Annotated in this window: 16 protein-coding genes; 8 read left to right on the top strand and 8 right to left on the bottom strand. The window is 71.8% G+C overall.

The window, feature by feature from the left end; translation table 11 throughout:
* Positions 1 to 35: 35 nt before the first annotated feature.
* From qcrB to ctaE, 4 genes are all read right to left on the bottom strand, one after another.
* Complete coding sequence (qcrB, locus tag ACXJKF_RS08890) at positions 36 to 1,772, bottom strand: cytochrome bc1 complex cytochrome b subunit (RefSeq protein WP_456787370.1); 1,737 nt, start codon at positions 1,770 to 1,772, stop codon at positions 36 to 38.
* Positions 1,769 to 2,809, bottom strand: coding sequence for a cytochrome bc1 complex Rieske iron-sulfur subunit (gene qcrA, locus ACXJKF_RS08885; RefSeq protein WP_456787369.1), 1,041 nt, complete (start codon positions 2,807 to 2,809; stop codon positions 1,769 to 1,771). Before qcrA ends, qcrB begins: the two co-directional genes overlap by 4 nt.
* The gene (gene qcrC, locus ACXJKF_RS08880; protein WP_456787368.1) at positions 2,806 to 3,591 is read right to left on the bottom strand and encodes a cytochrome bc1 complex diheme cytochrome c subunit; all 786 of its coding nucleotides are present in this window, start codon (positions 3,589 to 3,591) and stop codon (positions 2,806 to 2,808) included. Before qcrC ends, qcrA begins: the two co-directional genes overlap by 4 nt.
* Before the next feature lie 70 nt (positions 3,592 to 3,661).
* Positions 3,662 to 4,309: an aa3-type cytochrome oxidase subunit III gene (gene ctaE, locus ACXJKF_RS08875; protein ID WP_456787367.1), complete on the bottom strand. Its 648-nt coding sequence runs from the start codon at positions 4,307 to 4,309 to the stop codon at positions 3,662 to 3,664.
* A gap of 300 nt (positions 4,310 to 4,609) precedes the next feature.
* Between ctaE and ACXJKF_RS08870 the strand changes: the two genes are divergently transcribed.
* Positions 4,610 to 5,041 (top strand): hypothetical protein, encoded by a 432-nt coding sequence (locus ACXJKF_RS08870; RefSeq protein ID WP_456787366.1) that lies wholly within the window; start codon positions 4,610 to 4,612, stop codon positions 5,039 to 5,041.
* Complete coding sequence (trpD, locus tag ACXJKF_RS08865; protein WP_456787365.1) at positions 5,038 to 6,105, top strand: anthranilate phosphoribosyltransferase; 1,068 nt, start codon at positions 5,038 to 5,040, stop codon at positions 6,103 to 6,105. The genes ACXJKF_RS08870 and trpD overlap by 4 nt, the downstream gene beginning before the upstream one ends.
* A 58-nt stretch (positions 6,106 to 6,163) precedes the next feature.
* On the opposite strand, the gene ACXJKF_RS08860 is transcribed toward trpD, so the two are convergent.
* A complete protein-coding gene (locus ACXJKF_RS08860; RefSeq protein ID WP_146844535.1) occupies positions 6,164 to 6,445 on the bottom strand; it encodes an Lrp/AsnC family transcriptional regulator in 282 nt (93 codons plus the stop codon).
* An 8-nt stretch (positions 6,446 to 6,453) separates the two neighbouring features.
* Complete coding sequence (locus ACXJKF_RS08855) at positions 6,454 to 8,379, bottom strand: DEDD exonuclease domain-containing protein (RefSeq protein ID WP_456787364.1); 1,926 nt, start codon at positions 8,377 to 8,379, stop codon at positions 6,454 to 6,456.
* 104 nt (positions 8,380 to 8,483) lie between these two features.
* Between ACXJKF_RS08855 and ACXJKF_RS08850 the strand changes: the two genes are divergently transcribed.
* The 4 genes from ACXJKF_RS08850 (at position 8,484) to ACXJKF_RS08835 (ending at position 12,687) form a co-directional block, all read left to right on the top strand.
* Positions 8,484 to 9,443, top strand: a complete 960-nt coding sequence (locus ACXJKF_RS08850) for a LysR family transcriptional regulator (RefSeq protein WP_456787363.1) — start codon at positions 8,484 to 8,486, stop codon at positions 9,441 to 9,443.
* Between the two features lie 91 nt (positions 9,444 to 9,534).
* Positions 9,535 to 11,028: a S1 family peptidase gene (locus ACXJKF_RS08845; protein WP_456787362.1), complete on the top strand. Its 1,494-nt coding sequence runs from the start codon at positions 9,535 to 9,537 to the stop codon at positions 11,026 to 11,028.
* An 88-nt stretch (positions 11,029 to 11,116) separates the two neighbouring features.
* Positions 11,117 to 12,415: an NYN domain-containing protein gene (locus tag ACXJKF_RS08840; RefSeq protein ID WP_456787361.1), complete on the top strand. Its 1,299-nt coding sequence runs from the start codon at positions 11,117 to 11,119 to the stop codon at positions 12,413 to 12,415.
* Between the two features lie 35 nt (positions 12,416 to 12,450).
* Positions 12,451 to 12,687 (top strand): hypothetical protein, encoded by a 237-nt coding sequence (locus tag ACXJKF_RS08835; protein ID WP_456787360.1) that lies wholly within the window; start codon positions 12,451 to 12,453, stop codon positions 12,685 to 12,687.
* A 4-nt stretch (positions 12,688 to 12,691) separates the two neighbouring features.
* Here ACXJKF_RS08835 and ACXJKF_RS08830 read toward each other — a convergent pair whose 3' ends face one another.
* The gene (locus ACXJKF_RS08830) at positions 12,692 to 14,506 is read right to left on the bottom strand and encodes an AMP-dependent synthetase/ligase (RefSeq protein ID WP_456787359.1); all 1,815 of its coding nucleotides are present in this window, start codon (positions 14,504 to 14,506) and stop codon (positions 12,692 to 12,694) included.
* Between the two features lie 209 nt (positions 14,507 to 14,715).
* Here ACXJKF_RS08830 and ACXJKF_RS08825 point away from each other — a divergent pair, with 209 nt between their 5' ends.
* On the top strand, positions 14,716 to 15,663 hold the full coding sequence (locus tag ACXJKF_RS08825; RefSeq protein WP_456787358.1) for an ROK family glucokinase: 948 nt from the start codon (positions 14,716 to 14,718) through the stop codon (positions 15,661 to 15,663).
* A gap of 36 nt (positions 15,664 to 15,699) precedes the next feature.
* Here the strand turns inward: ACXJKF_RS08825 and ACXJKF_RS08820 are convergent, their stop codons facing one another.
* The gene (locus ACXJKF_RS08820) at positions 15,700 to 16,350 is read right to left on the bottom strand and encodes a hypothetical protein (protein WP_456787357.1); all 651 of its coding nucleotides are present in this window, start codon (positions 16,348 to 16,350) and stop codon (positions 15,700 to 15,702) included.
* A gap of 134 nt (positions 16,351 to 16,484) precedes the next feature.
* Here ACXJKF_RS08820 and ACXJKF_RS08815 point away from each other — a divergent pair, with 134 nt between their 5' ends.
* On the top strand, positions 16,485 to 17,285 hold the full coding sequence (locus tag ACXJKF_RS08815) for a lysophospholipid acyltransferase family protein (RefSeq protein WP_456787356.1): 801 nt from the start codon (positions 16,485 to 16,487) through the stop codon (positions 17,283 to 17,285).
* Positions 17,286 to 17,358: the final 73 nt, after the last annotated feature.

Raw genomic sequence — 17,358 nt, 5'->3', positions numbered from 1 at the left:
CCCCCCCCGACTCCACGGTCAACTCTTGCTCAGGATCAGCGATTCCGCCACTCGGGGGCTGTCTCATCCTGCGGATTAACCAGGTGCTGCCCGCCGCCCACAGCGCTGGTCAGCTCGGCCGGTGCGTGCTCGCCGGTGGACCCGATCGTGTCGTGCTCACCGTGCGAGTGGGACGCCGCCAGCTCTGCGGGGGTGACGGGCTCGATGCGGTCCTCGTAGAACGTCTGCGAGAGGCGCTGACGCATCCGGTCCAGCGCATAGCCCTTGCGGCGGACACCACGCGAGTCCTCCGCCGGCTCGATCTCGAGCGGCCGGATCGCGTCGTGCTGCACCCGCAGCCAGCGCTCGTGAGCGTCCAGCGGCTTGTGCACCTCGATGTACTCACCGTTGGCGAACCGGACGATGCGTCCCGTCTCGTGACCGTGCAGGACGAGCTCGCGGTCCTTGCGCTGCAGGCCGAGGCAGATGCGCTTGGTCACCCAGAACGCGAACCACGGACCCAGGAAGATCAGGACGCGGAACGCCCACGTGATGTCGTTGAGCGACATGTGGAAGTGCGTCGCGATCAGGTCGTTGGACCCGGCCAGCACCAGGATGAAGAACGCCGTCAGGAGCGAGACGCCGAACGCGGTCCGGAACGGCCGGTTGCGGGGACGGTCCAGGACGTGGTGCTCACGCTTGTCGCCCGTCGCGAAGGCCTCGATGAACGGGTACGCGGCGAGCAGCGTGAACAGGATGCCCGGCACGACCATCGCCGGGATGATCACGTTGAGCGACAGCGTGTAGTGCCCGATCACGACCTCGGTGAACCCTGGCATCAGGCGCAGAGAGCCCTCGAGGAAGAGCATGTACCAGTCCGGTTGGGCTCCGGCGGAGATCGGCGAGGGGTCGTACGGCCCGTAGTTCCAGACCGGGTTGATCGACATCGTCGCCGCCATCAGAGCAATGACACCGAACACGGTGAAGAAGTAGCCGCCGGCCTTCGCCACGTAGATCGGGAACAGCGGGTAGCCGACGACGTTCTTGTCCGACCGGCCCGAGCCCGGGTACTGGGTGTGCTTGTGCAGCACGACGAAGAACAGGTGCAGCCCGATCAGCGCCAGGATGATGCCCGGCACCAGCAGGATGTGCACCGTGAAGAGGCGCGGGATCAGGTCCTGGCCCGGGAACTCGCCGCCGAAGATGAAGTACGACGTGTAGCTGCCGATGATCGGGATGGCCCGCACGACGCCGTCGGTGATGCGCAGCCCGTTGCCCGACAGGACGTCGTCCGGGAGCGAGTAGCCCGAGAAGCCGGCGGCCAGGCCGAGGATGAGCAGCAGGAAGCCGACCACCCAGTTGACCTCGCGCGGCTTGCGGAACGCGCCCGTGAAGAACACCCGCATCATGTGCGTCACGATCGCGGCCATGAAGATCAGGGCGGCCCAGTGGTGGATCTGCCGCATGAGCAGACCGCCGCGCACCTCGAACGACAGCCGGAGCGTCGAGGCGAACGCCTCGGACATCTCGATGCCGTTCATGGCGGCCCAGGGGCCCTCGTAGTGGACCTCGTTCATGCTCGGCACGAAGAAGATCGTGAGGAAGACGCCCGAGATCAGGATCGTGATGAAGCTGAACAGCGCGATCTCACCGAGCAGGAACGACCAGTGGTCGGGGAAGATCTTGCGCGCGAACGTCTTGACGAACGTGCCGATGCCGGTGCGCTGGTCCAGGTAGTCCGCGGTGCCCGCGGCGAGCTTCTCGACGGGGGTCGGGGTGGCTGTGGTCGTCATCGGGCCAGACGCTCCCAGTAGCTCGGGCCGACGGGCTCGGTGAAGTCGCTCTGAGCGATCAGGTAGCCCTCGTCATCGACAGTGATCGGCAGCTGCGGCAGAGGCCGCTTCGCCGGTCCGAACACGACCTTCGCTCCGTCCGCCACGTCGAACGTCGACTGGTGGCACGGGCACAGGAGGTGGTGAGTCTGCTGCTCGTACAGCGCGACCGGACAACCCACGTGGGTGCAGATCTTCGAGTATGCGACGATCCCGTCGTAGGACCAACCCTTGCGGTCCTCGGCCTCCGTGAGGTCGGCCGGGTCGAGACGGACCAGCAGGACGACGGCCTTGGCCTTCTCGTCCAGCGGGTGCTCCGCCTCGTGGAGGTCCTCCGGGATCACGTGGAACACCGAACCGATCGTGACGTCCGCGGCCTTGATCGGCCGGCCCGTCGGGTCGGTGGCGAGCTTGGTGCCCTTCTTCCACATTGTGTGCCGGAACTTGGAGACGTTCCAGTCGTCGCCGATGTTGCCGACGAACGGCACGATGATCGCGAGCGGGAAGAGCGCCAGCGCGGAGATCATCGCGCCCTGGAGCACGCCGCGCCGACCGATGGCCGAGTCCGCGGCGCCGTCCTTCAGCACGGTGACCGCGGCCTCGCGGTTCTCGTCCGAGCTGCGCTGCAGGTGCCGCTCCTCGGACTTCTCGTGGTCGTTCATGAGCGCCTTGGCCCAATGGACGGCCGCGAAGCCGATGCCCAGGAGGCTGAGCGCGAGCCCGAGCCCGAGCGCGAGGTTCGAACGGAGCATCGACTCCGGGGTGTCGCCCGGCGGGAGCGCGAAGTACGCGACCAGGAAGCCGATGGTGGCGATGACGGAGACGGCGAAGAGGGCGACCACCTGTCGCTCGGCCTTCTTGTTCGCCTTCGGGTCGTTGTCGCCGAGGCGGTCGTGGTGCTCCGGGTGACCCGGGTCCTCGAACCTGTCGGGCAGCACGCCCGGCTCGTGCGTGACGATCTCGTTGTTGGCCTCGTGGCCGGTGTCGTGGTTGGTCACGAGGACTTCGCTCCGATCCAGACGGCTGCGCCGATGAGCAGGCCCATGCCGACGACCCAGGCCCACAGGCCCTCGCTCACCGGGCCGAGGGCGCCGAGGTTGAGACCGCCGGGCGACGTGCCGCCCTGCTGGTCGATGAACGCGATGATGTCGCGCTTCTCCTCGGGCGTGATGTTCGCGTCGTTGAAGACGGGCATCGACTGCGGGCCGGTCAGCATGGCCTCGTACAGGTGGGTGGGGGTGGTCTCCCACAGGCTGGGGGCGAACTTGCCCTGGGACAGCGCACCACCGGCGCCGACGGCGTTGTGGCACATCGCGCAGTTGGTGCGGAAGATCAGCATCCCGTTGGCCACGTCACCGAGCGCGGGGTCGACCTGCTCCGCGGTGGGGATGGCGGGACCGGCACCCAGCGACGCGACGAACGCGGCGAGCTGGTTGATCTGCTCCTGGTCGAACTGGACCGGCTTGACCTGCGCCTGCGGCCCGCTCATCTGCATGGGCATCCGACCGGTACCGACCTGGAAGTCGACGGCTGCGGCGCCCACACCGATGAGGGACGGGCCGCTCGCCGTGCCGGACGCGGCCGGTCCGTGGCAGGAGGCGCAGTTGGCCTGGAACAGCTTCTCGCCGGTCGCGATGTCGTTGGTGCTCGCCTGCACAGGCGTCGCGTCGGCCGACGTCGGTGCCAGCACCGCGTACAGGCCACCGGTGAGCAGCAGCGCCAGCAGGAGCAGCACGATCGGCGCACGCCGATCCTGCCTGCGGGCTGCGAGTGCCTTCACGGATCGATCCTCGTCTCGCACATGGGGGATAGGGACTACGGAAAGCGAGGGGCGGGGGCGCCCGCCGCCTCTATTTCAGGAGGTAGATGACGGCGAAGAGCGCGATCCACACGACGTCGACGAAGTGCCAGTAGTACGACGTCACGATCGCGGTGGTCGCCTCGTGGTGACCGAACCGCTTGGCGCTGAAGGACCGACCGAGCAGGAAGAGGAAGGCGAGCAGACCGCCGACGACGTGCAGACCGTGGAACCCGGTCGTCAGGTAGAAGACCGAGCCGTACGGGCTCGACGCGATGGTGAGGCCCTCGTGGACGAGCTCGGCGTACTCGTAGATCTGTCCGCCGATGAAGAAGGCGCCCATGAGGTACGTCAGGGCCATCCACTCGTTCATGCCCCAGCGGTTCACCTGGATCAGGGAACCGGTGCGCACGGGCTGGAACCGCTCCGCGGCCCACACACCCATCTGGCACGTCACCGAGGACAGCACCAGCACCGTGGTGTTGATCGCGGCGAAGGTGATGTTGAGCTTGGGGGTGTTCTCCGCCCAGGCTTCCGGATCGGCGCCACGCAACGTGAAGTACATGGCGAAGAGGCCGGCGAAGAACATGAGCTCGCTGGCCAGCCAGACGATCGTGCCTACCGACACCGGGTTGGGTCGGTTGACGCTCACGTGGGGGCTGGTGCGCGGGGCAGCCGTTGCGGTCGACACGATCGTCATTATGGCTGATGACGCACCCCCATGGGACGTCGGACGCTCAGCGTGGCCTCAGGTAAATGTCACACCGTCATGATCCGGGGCCTCGCGCGCGAGGAGCCGCCCCGAGATCACGCGGATCTGGAGCCTCCGCAGGGACGCTGCGAGGGTGCCTTGGCGCCGTGGCGGAACCTCCGTGCGCGGCGCGTCGCGACGCCCGTGCTATGCGCTCGGGAGACCCGGACGCGGGCCTGCCCACCCCAGGGGGACGAGCCGTGCCAGAATCCCCAACGGACGCACGTCGACGACGAGTGAGGACCTTCCATGAGCACGGCGCAGCCCGAGAACGCAGGAGCCGCCACCCCCGGCCCGCGGATCCTTCTGTACAGCGACGACGTCGACGCGCGCGCGCAGGTGCGGCTCGCGGTCGGTCGCCGGCTGCGCCGGGGTGCCCCCGACATCGAGTGGGTCGAGGTGGCCACCGCGGCCGCCGTCATCGCGCAGGCCGAGTCGGGCAGCCTGGACCTGCTGATCCTCGACGGCGAGGCCGACAAGGTCGGTGGCCTCGGGCTCGCGCGTCAGCTCAAGGACGAGATCTTCCGGTGCCCGCCCACCCTTGTCCTCACCGGACGCCCCCAGGACGCCTGGCTCGCGTCCTGGTCGAACGCCGACGCCGTCGTGAGCCGCCCGCTCGACCCCGTGGAGCTGCACGGAGCCGTCGCGGCGATCGTCGAGTCGACGGCCGTCACACGATGACGGACGCCCTCACCGCACCGACGCCGTACACGTGGCCAGACCTGTTCGCCACGCTCGCGGCACGCACCGACCTCTCGAGCGAGCAGACGTCGTGGGCCATGTCCGAGATCATGAGCGGCGCAGCCACGACGCCGAAGATCGCCGCGTTCCTCCTCGGGCTCAAGACCAAGGGCGAGTCCGTCGAAGAGCTCTCCGCCCTGGCCGACACGATGCTCGCGCATGCGGTCCGCATCGAGGTCCCGGGCCGGACCCTCGACATCGTCGGCACCGGTGGTGACCGGTCCCACACCGTGAACATCTCGACCATGTCTGCCCTGGTCATCGCCGGTGCGGGGATCACGGTCGTCAAGCACGGCAACCGTGCCGCGTCGTCGTCGTCCGGTTCCGCGGACGTCCTCGAAGAGCTGGGCATCCGGCTGGACCACCCCCCTGCACGGGTCGCGGAGCTCGCCACCGAGGTGGGCATCACGTTCTGCTTCGCGCAGGTGTTCCACCCCTCGTTCCGGCACACCGCCGCGGCGCGCACCGAGCTGGGCATCGGCACGGCCTTCAACTTCCTCGGGCCGCTCACCAACCCGGCCCAGCCCCGGTCCGCCGCGATCGGTGTCGCCGAGGCGCGGATGGCGCCGCTCCTGGCCGGCGTGCTCGCCGGACGGGGAGCCAGCGCGCTCGTGTTCCGCGGCGAGGACGGGCTCGACGAGATCGCCCCGACCGGTCCCACGCGCATCTGGGAGGTGCGGGACGGGGGCGTCTCGGAGTCGGTGATCGACTGGGAGGCCGACCTCGGGGTCGCGCGGATCACCCTCGAGTCGCTGCGAGGAGCGAAGGCGGACTACAACGCCGACGTCGCTCGCCGGCTGCTCGACGGCCAGACGGGTCCCGTGCGCGAGACCGTCGTGCTCAATTCCGCGGCAGCGCTCGTGGCGGACGGCACCCTGCCCGGCACGGCGGACGGCACGCTCGTCGAGCGACTGGCAGCGGGCAGCGAGCACGCGCGTGCGTCGCTCGACACCGGCGCCGCGGCGGACGCCCTGGCACGCTGGCGGGCCGCCAGCGCACGCTGACGGCACTGGCCTTGGGCCGCGTGCTGGTGGTCGGACCGACCCTGCGCTCCGCTCCGGGTCAGTCCTCCAGCCCGAGGGAGAAGGCCTGCTCCAGGTCGTGCTGGGAGTACGTGCGGAACGCGATGTACGTCTGGGTGCGCAGGACGCCCTCGATCTTGCTCACCTTGTCCGCGATCACGTCCGCGAGGTCGTCGTGCTCGCGCACGCGGACCATGGCGATGAGGTCGACCTCTCCGGTGACGGAGTAGACCTCGCTGACACCGGGCAGGTCCGCGATCGCCGCGGCGACCTCCGGGATCCTCGCGGCGTCCGAGTCGATGAGCACGATGGCGGTCAGCATGGTCGTCATCATGCCGTGCGTGGCGGGCGGGCGCTGATCGGGATGACCCGCGCGGCGTCCAGGTCGAGCGTGACCGGACGCGCCTCGGTGATGTCGAGCTCTCGTTCCCCGCCGGCGCTCCCGGACGCCGGCACCAGCTGGACGACGCGGCCGTCCGGTGTGGTGGCGAGACGCGGCCGGTCCAGGGAGCCGACGGCGGTGGCAGCATCGCCCAGAGCTTCCGCGGACCGCACCGGGCACGCCCACGGCGTGTCCACGGCGACGAGCCGGACGCCGGGCTTCTCCAACCAGGCGAGGATCAGGTCTGTCTCCTCCGGGTGGGCCGCCGTCGCCGGAGCCACGCCGGGCTCCACCTGCTCGCCGGTGGCCTGCAGGGTCGCGATCGTCGGGCGGGGGTCGGTACGACGGTCGACGCGGGCCGTCCCGGCGAGGCGTCCGTAACGCACCAGCACGATCTCCCACCCGCCGTCGTCGCTGCGGCGGGCGGCGACGAGCTCGGGACAGGCGGCGAGCGGCGCGAACCGTTGGGCGCGTGCTGCACCGCGCAGGAAGCCGCCGAGCCGGTCCCGGACGGTCGCGGCCTCCTCGAACCGTTCCTGTGCTGCGAGCCAGGCGATGCGGTCGGCGTGCGCCTCGACCACCGGAGTCGCGTCCGCGAGCATCGCGTGCCGGACCCGGTCGACCACGTCCGCATAGTCGACCGGGCTCTGGTGGCCGGTGCACGGCGCCCCGCACTTGCCCATCTCGGCGAGCACGCAGGCCGACGTGCCGGCGAGAGCGACCAGGGGGAGCCGGCGGGTGCACTGCCGGATCGGGAAGCTCTCGTGCAACGCCTCGACCGCCAGCTGCGCGGTGGACGCCGAGGAGAACGGCCCGATGTAGGTGGCGCCGTCCTCGTCCTTGACCTCGCGGACGACGGACAGTCGCGGGTAGGGCTCCGAGGTGAGCCGGACCCACGGCATCCGTTCCGGGAACCGGGAGCGGCGGTTGTACCGGGGGGAGTGGGCGGCGATGAGCCGCAGCTCGCGGATGCGCGCCTCCAGCGGGGTGGCGCACGGGACCGGGTCCACGCGGTGCGCGACCCGGACCATCTCGATCATGCGGCTGCGCTTCTCGGCCGACGTGAAGTACGACCGCACGCGTTGACGCAGCGACGTGGTGGACGTGCCCACGTACAGGACCTCGTCGCCGGGACCGCGGAACAGGTAGACGCCCGGGCTGTCCGGCAGCCCGTCGGCGAGGGTGCGCTTGCGCCGCACGTCCTGCGGGACAGGGTCCGTCGCGGTGGCGAGGTCCTCCAGGTGCGTGACGCCCAGCGGAGCGAGCCGCGCCAGCAGGGCGTGCAGCACGTCCACCGTCGCCTGGGCGTCCGCCAGCGCCCGGTGGTTGGGCGTGACGGTGGCGTGGAACAGGCCGGCGAGGGTCGACAGCTTGTGGTTCGGCGCCTCGTCGCGCGTGACGACGCGCCGGGCGAGCCGGACCGTGTCCACCACCTGGTTGCCGGGCCAGGCGTGGCCGGTCCTGGCGGCGGCGGCCTTGAGGAACCCGACGTCGAACGGGGCGTTGTGGGCGACCAGCACGGCTCCGCGGGAGAACTCGAGGAAGCTGGGCAGCACCTGCTCGATCGGCGGGGCGCCGATGAGCATGGTGGTGGTGATCCCGGTGAGCACCTGGATGAACGGTGGGACCGGGCCGCCGGGGTCCACGAGCGTCTGGAACTCGCCGAGGACCTCGCCCCCGCGCACCTTGACCGCCCCGATCTCGGTGATCGCGCAGTCGGCGGGCGTGCCGCCGGTGGTCTCCAGGTCGACGACGACGAACGTGACGTCCGACAGCGGGGTGCCCAGGTCCTCGAGGGTGAGCTGGACCGGGCGACCGGCGGGGTCGGGGATGGCGTCCGCCCGGACGGGGCGCAGGGAGCGGACGGTCGACATGACGGGGACGCTACCCACGGCCACCGACACGAGCGGGATCTCCGTGCGGTGCGTCGCAGCCCGCGGACCTCCCCCTGGGGACGGGAGGTCGATAGTTTCGACCGATGGAGCTGGAGCTGCGTCACCTGCGTCTGATCATCACGGTCGCCGAGCAGGGCTCGGTGACGCGCGCGGCCACCGCCCTCGGGCTCACGCAGCCGGCCGTGACCGCCCAGCTCAACCGGATCGACAGGACGTTCGGCGCCGCCGTGTTCACCCGGGACCAGCGCGGGGCGCGCCCGACGGCGCTGGGCGAGTTCGTCCTCGGGCGGGCCAAGGTCCTGCTGCCGGCCATGGCGGCGCTGGTGGAGGACGCGCACCGGATCGTGGCCGGGACGGAGGTGCGGACGCGCTCGGTGCGCGTGGGCACCGCGAGCACGGCGCTCGGCGGTCTGTTCGTCAACCGCCTGATCTCGGAGCTGGACGTCGAGGTGACGAGCGTGACGCTGCCCGACGTCGACGGCGTCACGGAGCAGCTGGCGTCGGGGGTGCTCGACGTGGCGCTCGTCGGCCTGTGCGGGACTGCCGAGCCACCGGCGGCGGACGGGGTCCGGTGGTCCCGGGTGAGCACCGACCCGGTGTTCGTGCTGGTCCCGGACGCCCATCCGCTCGCCGCCCGTCCCGTGGCCACCCTGAGCGACCTCGCGGACGCCGAGTGGTTCGGGGTGTCCGGTGCGGGGTGCTTCCAGCGGTGCTTCGTGACGGCCTGCGCCCGAGCGGGGTTCACGCCCGGCAAGGTGAGTGAGGCGGACCGGGCGGCGTGCGTCGACCTCGTGCGTGCGGGGCACGGCGTCGCGCTGGTGCAGCCGACGTTCCCGGACACCCCGGGGCTCTCCGTGGTCCCCCTCGCAGGCGTGCCGCTGCAGTGGGCGCACCACGTCGGGTGGCACGACGAGAGCGTCACGCTGCCGGTCGAGGGGATCCTCGACGCCGCCGTGGGCGCGCACGCCGAGGCCGTCAGCCGGAGCAGCCCGCGCTTCGTGGAATGGATGACCCCTGGGCGCCACCACATAACTGCGGTGTGATGCCCTGCGAGTGATCTGTTGCTCGACACCTGTCATCCCTATCGTGACAACCGGCCTACCCGGCCGATGTGACGACGGAGGGACGACAGACATGACGCGACACACCTGGAGAGCGGCGGTGACGGCCTGTGCGGCCGGCGCGCTCCTCGCCGGACCGCTGGCGGTCGGATCGACTGCCGCAGCATCCGACCCCGGATCCACCAGCCCCCACGAGCTCGGCATCGAGCAGAAGGTCGACCCCGGGATCGCCCGCGCGCTGGAGCGCGACCTCGGGATCAGCCGCTCCGACGCGGGAGCGAGGCTCTCGTTCCAGGCCCGCGCCGCAGGCATCGAGGACGCCCTCGAGCGGCGGCTCGGCGCCTCCTTCGCAGGGGCGTGGGTCGATCCCACGCAGAACGTGCTGTACGTCGGCGTGGCCGACCAAGGAGCCGCGGCCGCGGTCCAGGCGGCGGGCGCGAAGGCGGTCGTCGTCGACGACACGCTCGCCGAGCTGGAGAGCTGGCAGGCGTCGCTCGACGCGGCGGACCCGGCCGCAGCCGACCAGGTCCCCAGCTGGTACGTGGACGTCGCCACCAACTCCGTCGTCGTCTCGGTGCGTCCCGGCGGAGAGGCCACGGCCCAGGCTCTGATCGAGCGTGCGGGCGTCCCGGCCGGCTCGGTGTCGTTCGAGGCCACGGAGGAGGCGCCCCAGACCTACATCGACATCGTCGGTGGGAACGCCTACTACATCGGCAGCGGCTCGCGGTGCTCGGTCGGCTTCGCGGTGACCGGCGGCTTCGTGACGGCCGGCCACTGCGGGACGTCGGGTGCGACGACGACGTCGCCGAGCGGGACGTTCGCGGGGTCGAGCTTCCCCGGCAACGACTACGCGTGGGTCCGCGCCGCCTCGGGCAACACACCGGTCGGCGCGGTGAACCGCTACGACGGCTCCCGGGTCTCGGTGGCCGGGTCGACCGACGCGGCGGTCGGTGCGTCCGTCTGCCGCTCCGGGTCCACGACCGGGTGGCACTGCGGCACGGTCCAGGCCCGCAACGCGAGCGTGACCTACTCGCAGGGCACGGTCAGCGGGTTGATCCGGACGAACGTGTGCGCCGAGCCCGGTGACTCCGGTGGCTCGCTCATCGCCGGCACCCAGGCGCAGGGCGTGACGTCCGGCGGGTCCGGCAACTGCTCCTCGGGAGGCACCACGTACTTCCAGCCGGTGAACGAGATCCTGTCCGCCTACGGCCTCACGCTGACCACCGGAGGCGGCACCACGCCGCCCCCGACGACGGCGTGCACGGGCTACGGCGCCAGCTACCAGGGCTCGCTCAGCTCCGGCGCAGCGGTCGCCCAGCCGTCCGGTGGGTCCGTGACCGTGACGCGCAGCGGCACCTTCCGGCTCTGCCTCGCGGGCCCGTCGGGCGCCGACTTCGACCTCTACCTGCAGAAGCGCAGCGGGTCGACGTGGTCGACCGTCGCGCAGGGCACGACCTCGTCGAACAACGAGGCGTTCACCTACAACGGCACGGCCGGCACCTACCGGTACGTCGTGCTGGCGTACTCCGGCTCCGGCTCCTACGTCCTGGGTGCGACCACGCCCTGACGTCCGGTGACACGCGCGGCCCGACGCTCACCCCCACCGGGTGGCCGTCGGGCCGCGTGAGGTCGTGGCGCGACCTAGGGTGCAGGGCATGGGTGGAGCGCAGGAGTCCGGCGACGGTGCCGGGGAGGTGCCACAGGCGCTGCGCTCGGCGCTCGTGCAGGTCGCCGCCGACGTGCTCGGGGCGGCCGAACCGGCCGACGTGCCGCAGTCGCTGCGCGCCGTGCACAAGTTCGCTCCCCGACGTCGTGCGACCGCGGGAGCCGGACCGCTGTGGCTCGCGCTGCAGGACGACGGCTTCCGCGCCCGGGTCGCCCGGGTGTGGGCGCAGAACCACCCGGAGCTCGCAGGCCGCCTCGGGGCCGACGCGGAGGAGCCTGTCCCGCCGTCGGTGCGAGCGGCGACCGGTGCCTGGCTCCTCGGCACCGCCGCGTGGCGCGACCTTCTCCCCGCGGACGAGGTCGACGGCGGGGCCGGCACGGCACAGGCGCAGGCGCGGCTCGAGCGTTCCCAGGCCGAGTCCGAGCGGCTCCGCGCGGAGGCCGCCGCGGCGCGGGACGAGGCGAGGTCCGCCCAGGACCAGCTCGTGGCGCTCCAGCGCGAGCTGCGGCGGCTGCGCTCGGACGCCGACCGGGCCCGCAGCGAGGGGCGGCGGGCCGCCGAGGACGCCCGTGCGTCCCTCGACGCGGCCGAGCTCGCGCGGTCGCGTGCCGAGGCCGACCTGGCGCAGGCGCTCGACGAGCGCCGATCCGCCAACGCCGAGCGCACCGCGGCCCGCGCGGAGCTGCGTGCGGCCCGCAAGCTCGCCGACGTCCGCGTGCGGTTGCTGCTCGACACCATCGTCGACGCGGCGAGCGGCCTGCGGTCCGAGCTCGCGCTGCCGCCCGTGGCGGACCTTCCGGCCGATCTCGTCAGCCCACCGACGGAGCGCGTCGCGGTGCGTCCGGGCTCGCGCGGGCGTTCGGTGGACGACCCTGCTCTCCTGGACGAGCTGCTCCGTCAGCCCTGGGCGCACCTGATCGTCGACGGCTACAACGTCTCCAAGTCGGGGTTCGGCGAGCTGTCGCTGGCCGAGCAGCGCCGCCGGCTCGTGGACGGGCTCGCCGGGGTGGCTGCCCGCACCGGCGCCGAGGTGACGTGCTGCTTCGACGGCCAGGAAGGACAGGCGCAGCCGGCCGGTGGGCCCGGCGGGTACGCGCGCGGCGTCCGGGTGCTGTTCGCGGTGGGGGAGATCGCCGACGACCTCATCCGCCGGCTCGTCCAGGCGGAGCCGCCAGGACGGGTGCTCGTCGTCGTGACGAGCGACCGTGAGGTCGTCCGGGACGTCGAGACGGCGGGCGCGTGGGTGGTGCCGTCGAGCACGCTGGTGGCCCGTCTGCAGCGCCTCTGACGTCGTTGTCGGTGGTCGTGGCTAGCGTCCGACGCATGATCATCGACTGCGACACCTGCACGGCGCCCGCCACCGCGTGCGCGGACTGCGTCGTGACGTTCCTGACCATCCCGGTGCGCGCGTCGCCGGCCGCGCAGGTCGCCGGCGGTGCGCCCAGGTCGGCCGGCGCGGCCGCAGGGGCGGTCGAGCTCGACTCCGCGGAGCAGCACGCCATCGGCGTGCTCGCGGCGTCGGGTCTCGTCCCGCCCCTGCGTCTCGTGCGGTCGGTGTGACCCGTCAGTCCTGCGCCGGGCCGTCGTAGAGCGCGTCGACCTCGCCCGCGTAGTCCTTCAGGACCTCGTTGCGACGGATGCTGAGCTTGGGCGTGAGGTAGCCGTTGGCGATGGTGAGGTCCGTGTCGAGGATCCGGTACTTGCGCACCGACTCCGCGCGGGACACGGCCTTGTTCGCCTTCTCGACCACCTTGTCGAGCGACGCCAGGACGTCCGCGTCCTTGCTCGCCTCCGCCAGCGTCATCTCCGGCTTGCCGTGCGCCGCGAGCCAGCCCGGCACGCCCTCGGGGTCGAGCGTGATGAGCGCGCCGATGAACGGCCGCTGGTCGCCGACCACGACCACCTGGCTCACCAGCGGGTGTGCACGGATGCGGTCCTCGAGCACGGCCGGCGCGACGTTCTTGCCGCCCGCCGTGACGATGATCTCCTTCTTGCGTCCCGTGATGCGCAGGTAGCCCTCGTCGTCGAGCGACCCGAGGTCACCGGTCCGGAACCACCCGTCGTGCACGGACTCCGCGGTCGCCGCGTCGTTGTTGTGGTACCCGCGGAACACCTGGATGCCCTGGAGCTCGATCTCGCCGTCGGCGGCGATCCGGACCCCGCTGCCCGGCAGGGGGAGGCCGACCGTGCCGATCTTGGTGCCGCGGCCGGGCCGGTTGACCGTCGCGGGTGCCGTGGTCTCGGTCAGGCCGTAGCCCTCGAGCACGTTGAGACCGAGGCCCCGGTAGAAGTGGCCCAGACGCTCGCCGAGGGGCGCGCCACCCGAGACGGCCCAGCGCGCCTGACCGCCCAGCGCGTTGCGCAGCTTGTGCAGCACCAGCGCGTCGGCCACCTTGTGCTGGAGGCGGAGCCACGGGCTGGGTCCGCGCGGGTTGTCGAGAGCGCGCGAGTACACGATCGAGGTCTTGGCGGCGCGCTGGAAGATCGAGCCCTTCCCTGCGGCAGCTGCCTTCTGCTCGGCCGAGTTGTAGACCTTCTCGAACACGCGGGGCACCGCGAGGATGAACGTCGGCCGGAAGGTGCCGAGGTCCTCGAGCAGGGTCACGGTGCTGGGGCTGTGACCGAGGACCGCGCCGGCGGGGATGCACAGCACCTCGATGAACCGGGCGAACACGTGCGCGAGCGGCATGAAGAGCAGGGTGCGTGCCCCGGGCTCGCTGAACACCTCGTGCAGGTCGGCGACGGCGTTGACGGTCAGCTCGTAGAAGTTGCCGTGCGAGAGCTCGACGCCCTTGGGCCGACCGGTGGTGCCCGACGTGTAGATGATCGTCGCGACGTCGCCCAGCGACGCGAGCCCGCGACGACGTGCGATCTCGTCGTCGGCCACCTCGGTGCCGCCGGAGACGAGCGCGTCGACGGCGCCGTCGTCGATGACGAGCACCTCGCGCAGGTGGGGCGTGTCGGCGCGGACCTCGTCGACGACGGCCGCGTGGGCGGCGGACTCGACGACGAGCAGCGAGACGTCCGCGTCGGTGAGGATCCACAGGACCTGCTCGGCCGACGACGTCTCGTACAGCGGGACGGGGATGGCCCCGGCGGCCCAGACGGCCCAGTCGAGGAGCGACCACTCGTACCGGGTGCGCGACATGATGCCGACGCGGTCGCCGGGCTGCACGCCGCGCGCGACGAGGCCCTTGGCGACGGCCACGATCTCCGCGTCGAACTCCCGCGCGGTCAGGGGGATCCAGGGTCCGTCCTGCTGCGTCTTGTGCTCGACGAGCACTCCGTCGGGCGTGCTGGTGACGCGCTCGGCGAACAGGTCGTTGAGGTTCTTCGAGGGGTCGACCTCGACGCGCAACGGGAGGTGGAACTCGTCCATGCTGGCTCCAGTGACAGAGGGGCGAAGTGTGCCCTGAGGATACGGGACGTGCAGCCCGGCGCGGTGAGCACCCGAATGGGTACGCTCTGCGGCGGACAGGTGGCGGCGTCGCCGGACGTGTGAGCCCGGGGCCGCGCAGGCGGATAGCGTGGGAGCCCGCACCGGACGGTAGCGAGCACGGGAACGAGCGCGTAGGAGCACACACGAACATGCACGCCATCGGTGTGGACATCGGCGGGACGAAGATCGCGGCCGGGGTCGTGGACGAGGACGGCACGATCCTGGCCAAGACGCGCCGCGACACGTCGCCGGACGACGTCGCGGGCATCGACAAGGCGATCGCGGACGTCTACCTGGAGCTCAGCGGGTCCTACGAGGTCAGTGCCGTCGGTGTCGCCGCGGCCGGGTTCGTGTCCGCGGACCGGTCCTCGGTGCTCTTCGCGCCGAACATCGCGTGGCGTGACTACCCGCTGCGGCAGAAGGTGCAGGCGATCCTCGGGAACGAGGACGTCCTGATCGTCGTCGAGAACGACGCCAACGCGGCCGGCTGGGCCGAGTTCCGGTTCGGTGCCGCGCGGGACGTCGACGACATGCTCATGCTCACGGTGGGCACCGGCCTCGGTGGCGCCATCGTGTCCAACGGGAAGCTCGTGCGCGGCGCCTGGGGCGTGGCCGCCGAGGTCGGGCACATGCGCGTCGTCCCCGGTGGGCACTACTGCGGCTGCGGGCACGAGGGCTGCTGGGAGCAGTACGCCTCGGGCAGCGCGCTGGTCCGGGACGCGCAGGCCACCGTCATCATCCACCCCGAGCGCGCGACCCGGCTGCTCGAGCTGGCGGGCGGGAACGCCGACAAGCTGACCGGTCCGCAGGTCACGCAGGCCGCCCAGGAGGGCGACCCCCTCGCCGTCGAGCTGCTCACCGAGCTCGGCCGCTGGGTCGGCGAGGGTGCCGCGTCGGCCGCCGCTCTGCTCGACCCCGCGCTGATCGTCGTCGGCGGCGGCGTGGCCGACGCGGGCGACCTGCTCCTGGCACCGGCTCGCAAGAGCTTCGCGGAGCAGCTCTCCGGCCGGGGTCACCGGCCGGAGGCGGCGATCGTCGTGGCGTCGATGGGCAACGACGCGGGCATGGTCGGCGCGGCCGACCTCGCACGCGGCTGACGACGGGGTGCCGATCACCGCGGTCGTCCGCGCCGGTCAGACCACTGCGCCGGTGTCGTCGTCGTCCGGGTCCCGGCGGTGCGGCATCCGCCACAGCAGCACGCCGACCCCGATGACGAAGACGGCTGCGGCCGCCTGCACGAGCGCGGACGGTGCGTCTCGCCATACCACCAGCACGACGAGCAGGAAGAGCGGCATCCCCACGGCCGCGCACCAGGCCATCGTGAGCAGCGGGTCGCCGCCGAGGACGGGACCGGGGTCGGGGGGCACGAAGTGCTCCTCCTCGTCGATGCTCGCCTCGGCGTCGTCGATCTGCGAGGTGCCGTCCCAGTCGCGACCGCTCAGCTCGGGCGACGCGTCCGCGGCGGGGCGCACGACGCGGCGGTCCGCCACCCAGGGCGCCACCGGGAAGGACAGGCCTGCCGACGGCTCCGCGCTCGCACCCGTCGGCGGGACGCTCTCCGGCTCCGGCTCCGGCTCCGGGGACGGGTCGGCGCCGTCGTACCCGTCGAGCTCACTCAGCTCCGCGACGATCGCGGCCCAGACCTCGTCGTCGGTGGGTTGCGGCGGTGGGACATGATCGGGCTGGTCACCGAGCAGCTCGTCGGGCGCGTCGGCCGAGGACGGCGGGACGTCCGCGCCCGTCGGCTGGACGCCGTCGTCGGAGTCGTCAGGGCGAGGTGCCATAGGAGCACTCTAGAGTCGGACCGAGCAGTCGGGGTGGTTCGCGCTCGGCCCCGGTCTGCAGCAAGGGGTCGTCAGGAGCGAGCGCCAGGCTCGGGTGGACGGACAGTCCGTGTGTCGGGTCGAGAGGTGAGCCGTTGTTCTACTGGTTGATGAAGCGGGTGTTCGTGGGCCCGCTGCTGCACCTGGTCTACCGGCCGTGGGTGCGCGGCGCCGAGAACGTGCCGGAGGAAGGTGCTGCCATCCTGGCGAGCAACCACCTCGCGGTGATCGACTCGTTCTTCCTGCCCCTGGTCCTCGACCGTGAGCTCGTGTTCATCGGCAAGCAGGAGTACTTCACGGGCGCCGGGATCAAGGGCCGGCTCACCGCGGGGTTCATGCGCGGCGTGGGCACCATCCCGGTGGACCGCGGGGGCGGCAAGGCCAGCGAGGCCGCGCTGCGCACGGGTCTGCGTCGCCTGGCGGACGGGGACCTGTTCGGGATCTACCCGGAGGGCACCCGCAGCCCTGACGGTCGGCTGTACCGCGGCAAGACGGGCATCGCGCGTCTCGCGCTGGAGTCGGGCGCACCGGTGATCCCGGTCGCCATGGTGGGCACCGACGAGGCGCAGCCCCCGGGCCGGCGGATCCCGAAGGTCATGCGCATCGGCGTGGTCATCGGCGAGCCGCTCGACTTCAGCCGCTACCAGGGCATGGAGAACGACCGGTTCATCCTGCGCTCGGTCACCGACGAGATCATGTACGCGGTGATGAGCCTGTCGGGCCAGGAGTACGTCGACGTGTACGCGGCGACGCAGAAGGCCCGGATCGCGACCGGTCACCCGGCCGTCGCGGGCGATGCGGCCGACCACCTGCCGGCCGCACCGGGCGGTCGTCCCGTACCGGACGTCCAGGTGCCGGTACCGCCGCAGGACGAGACGGAGACGTCAGTAGGATGACGCGGTCGGCCGCAGCGCCGACGTCGTGGCGCGCCGCCGATGCGGGTGCGCCGAAGGTTGTCTACGAGAGGTG

The sequence above is a fragment of the Cellulomonas sp. P5_C5 genome (assembly GCF_054049655.1).
The sequence above is the reverse complement of the archived record's forward strand: the minus strand, read 5'-3'. Positions and strand labels throughout refer to the sequence as shown.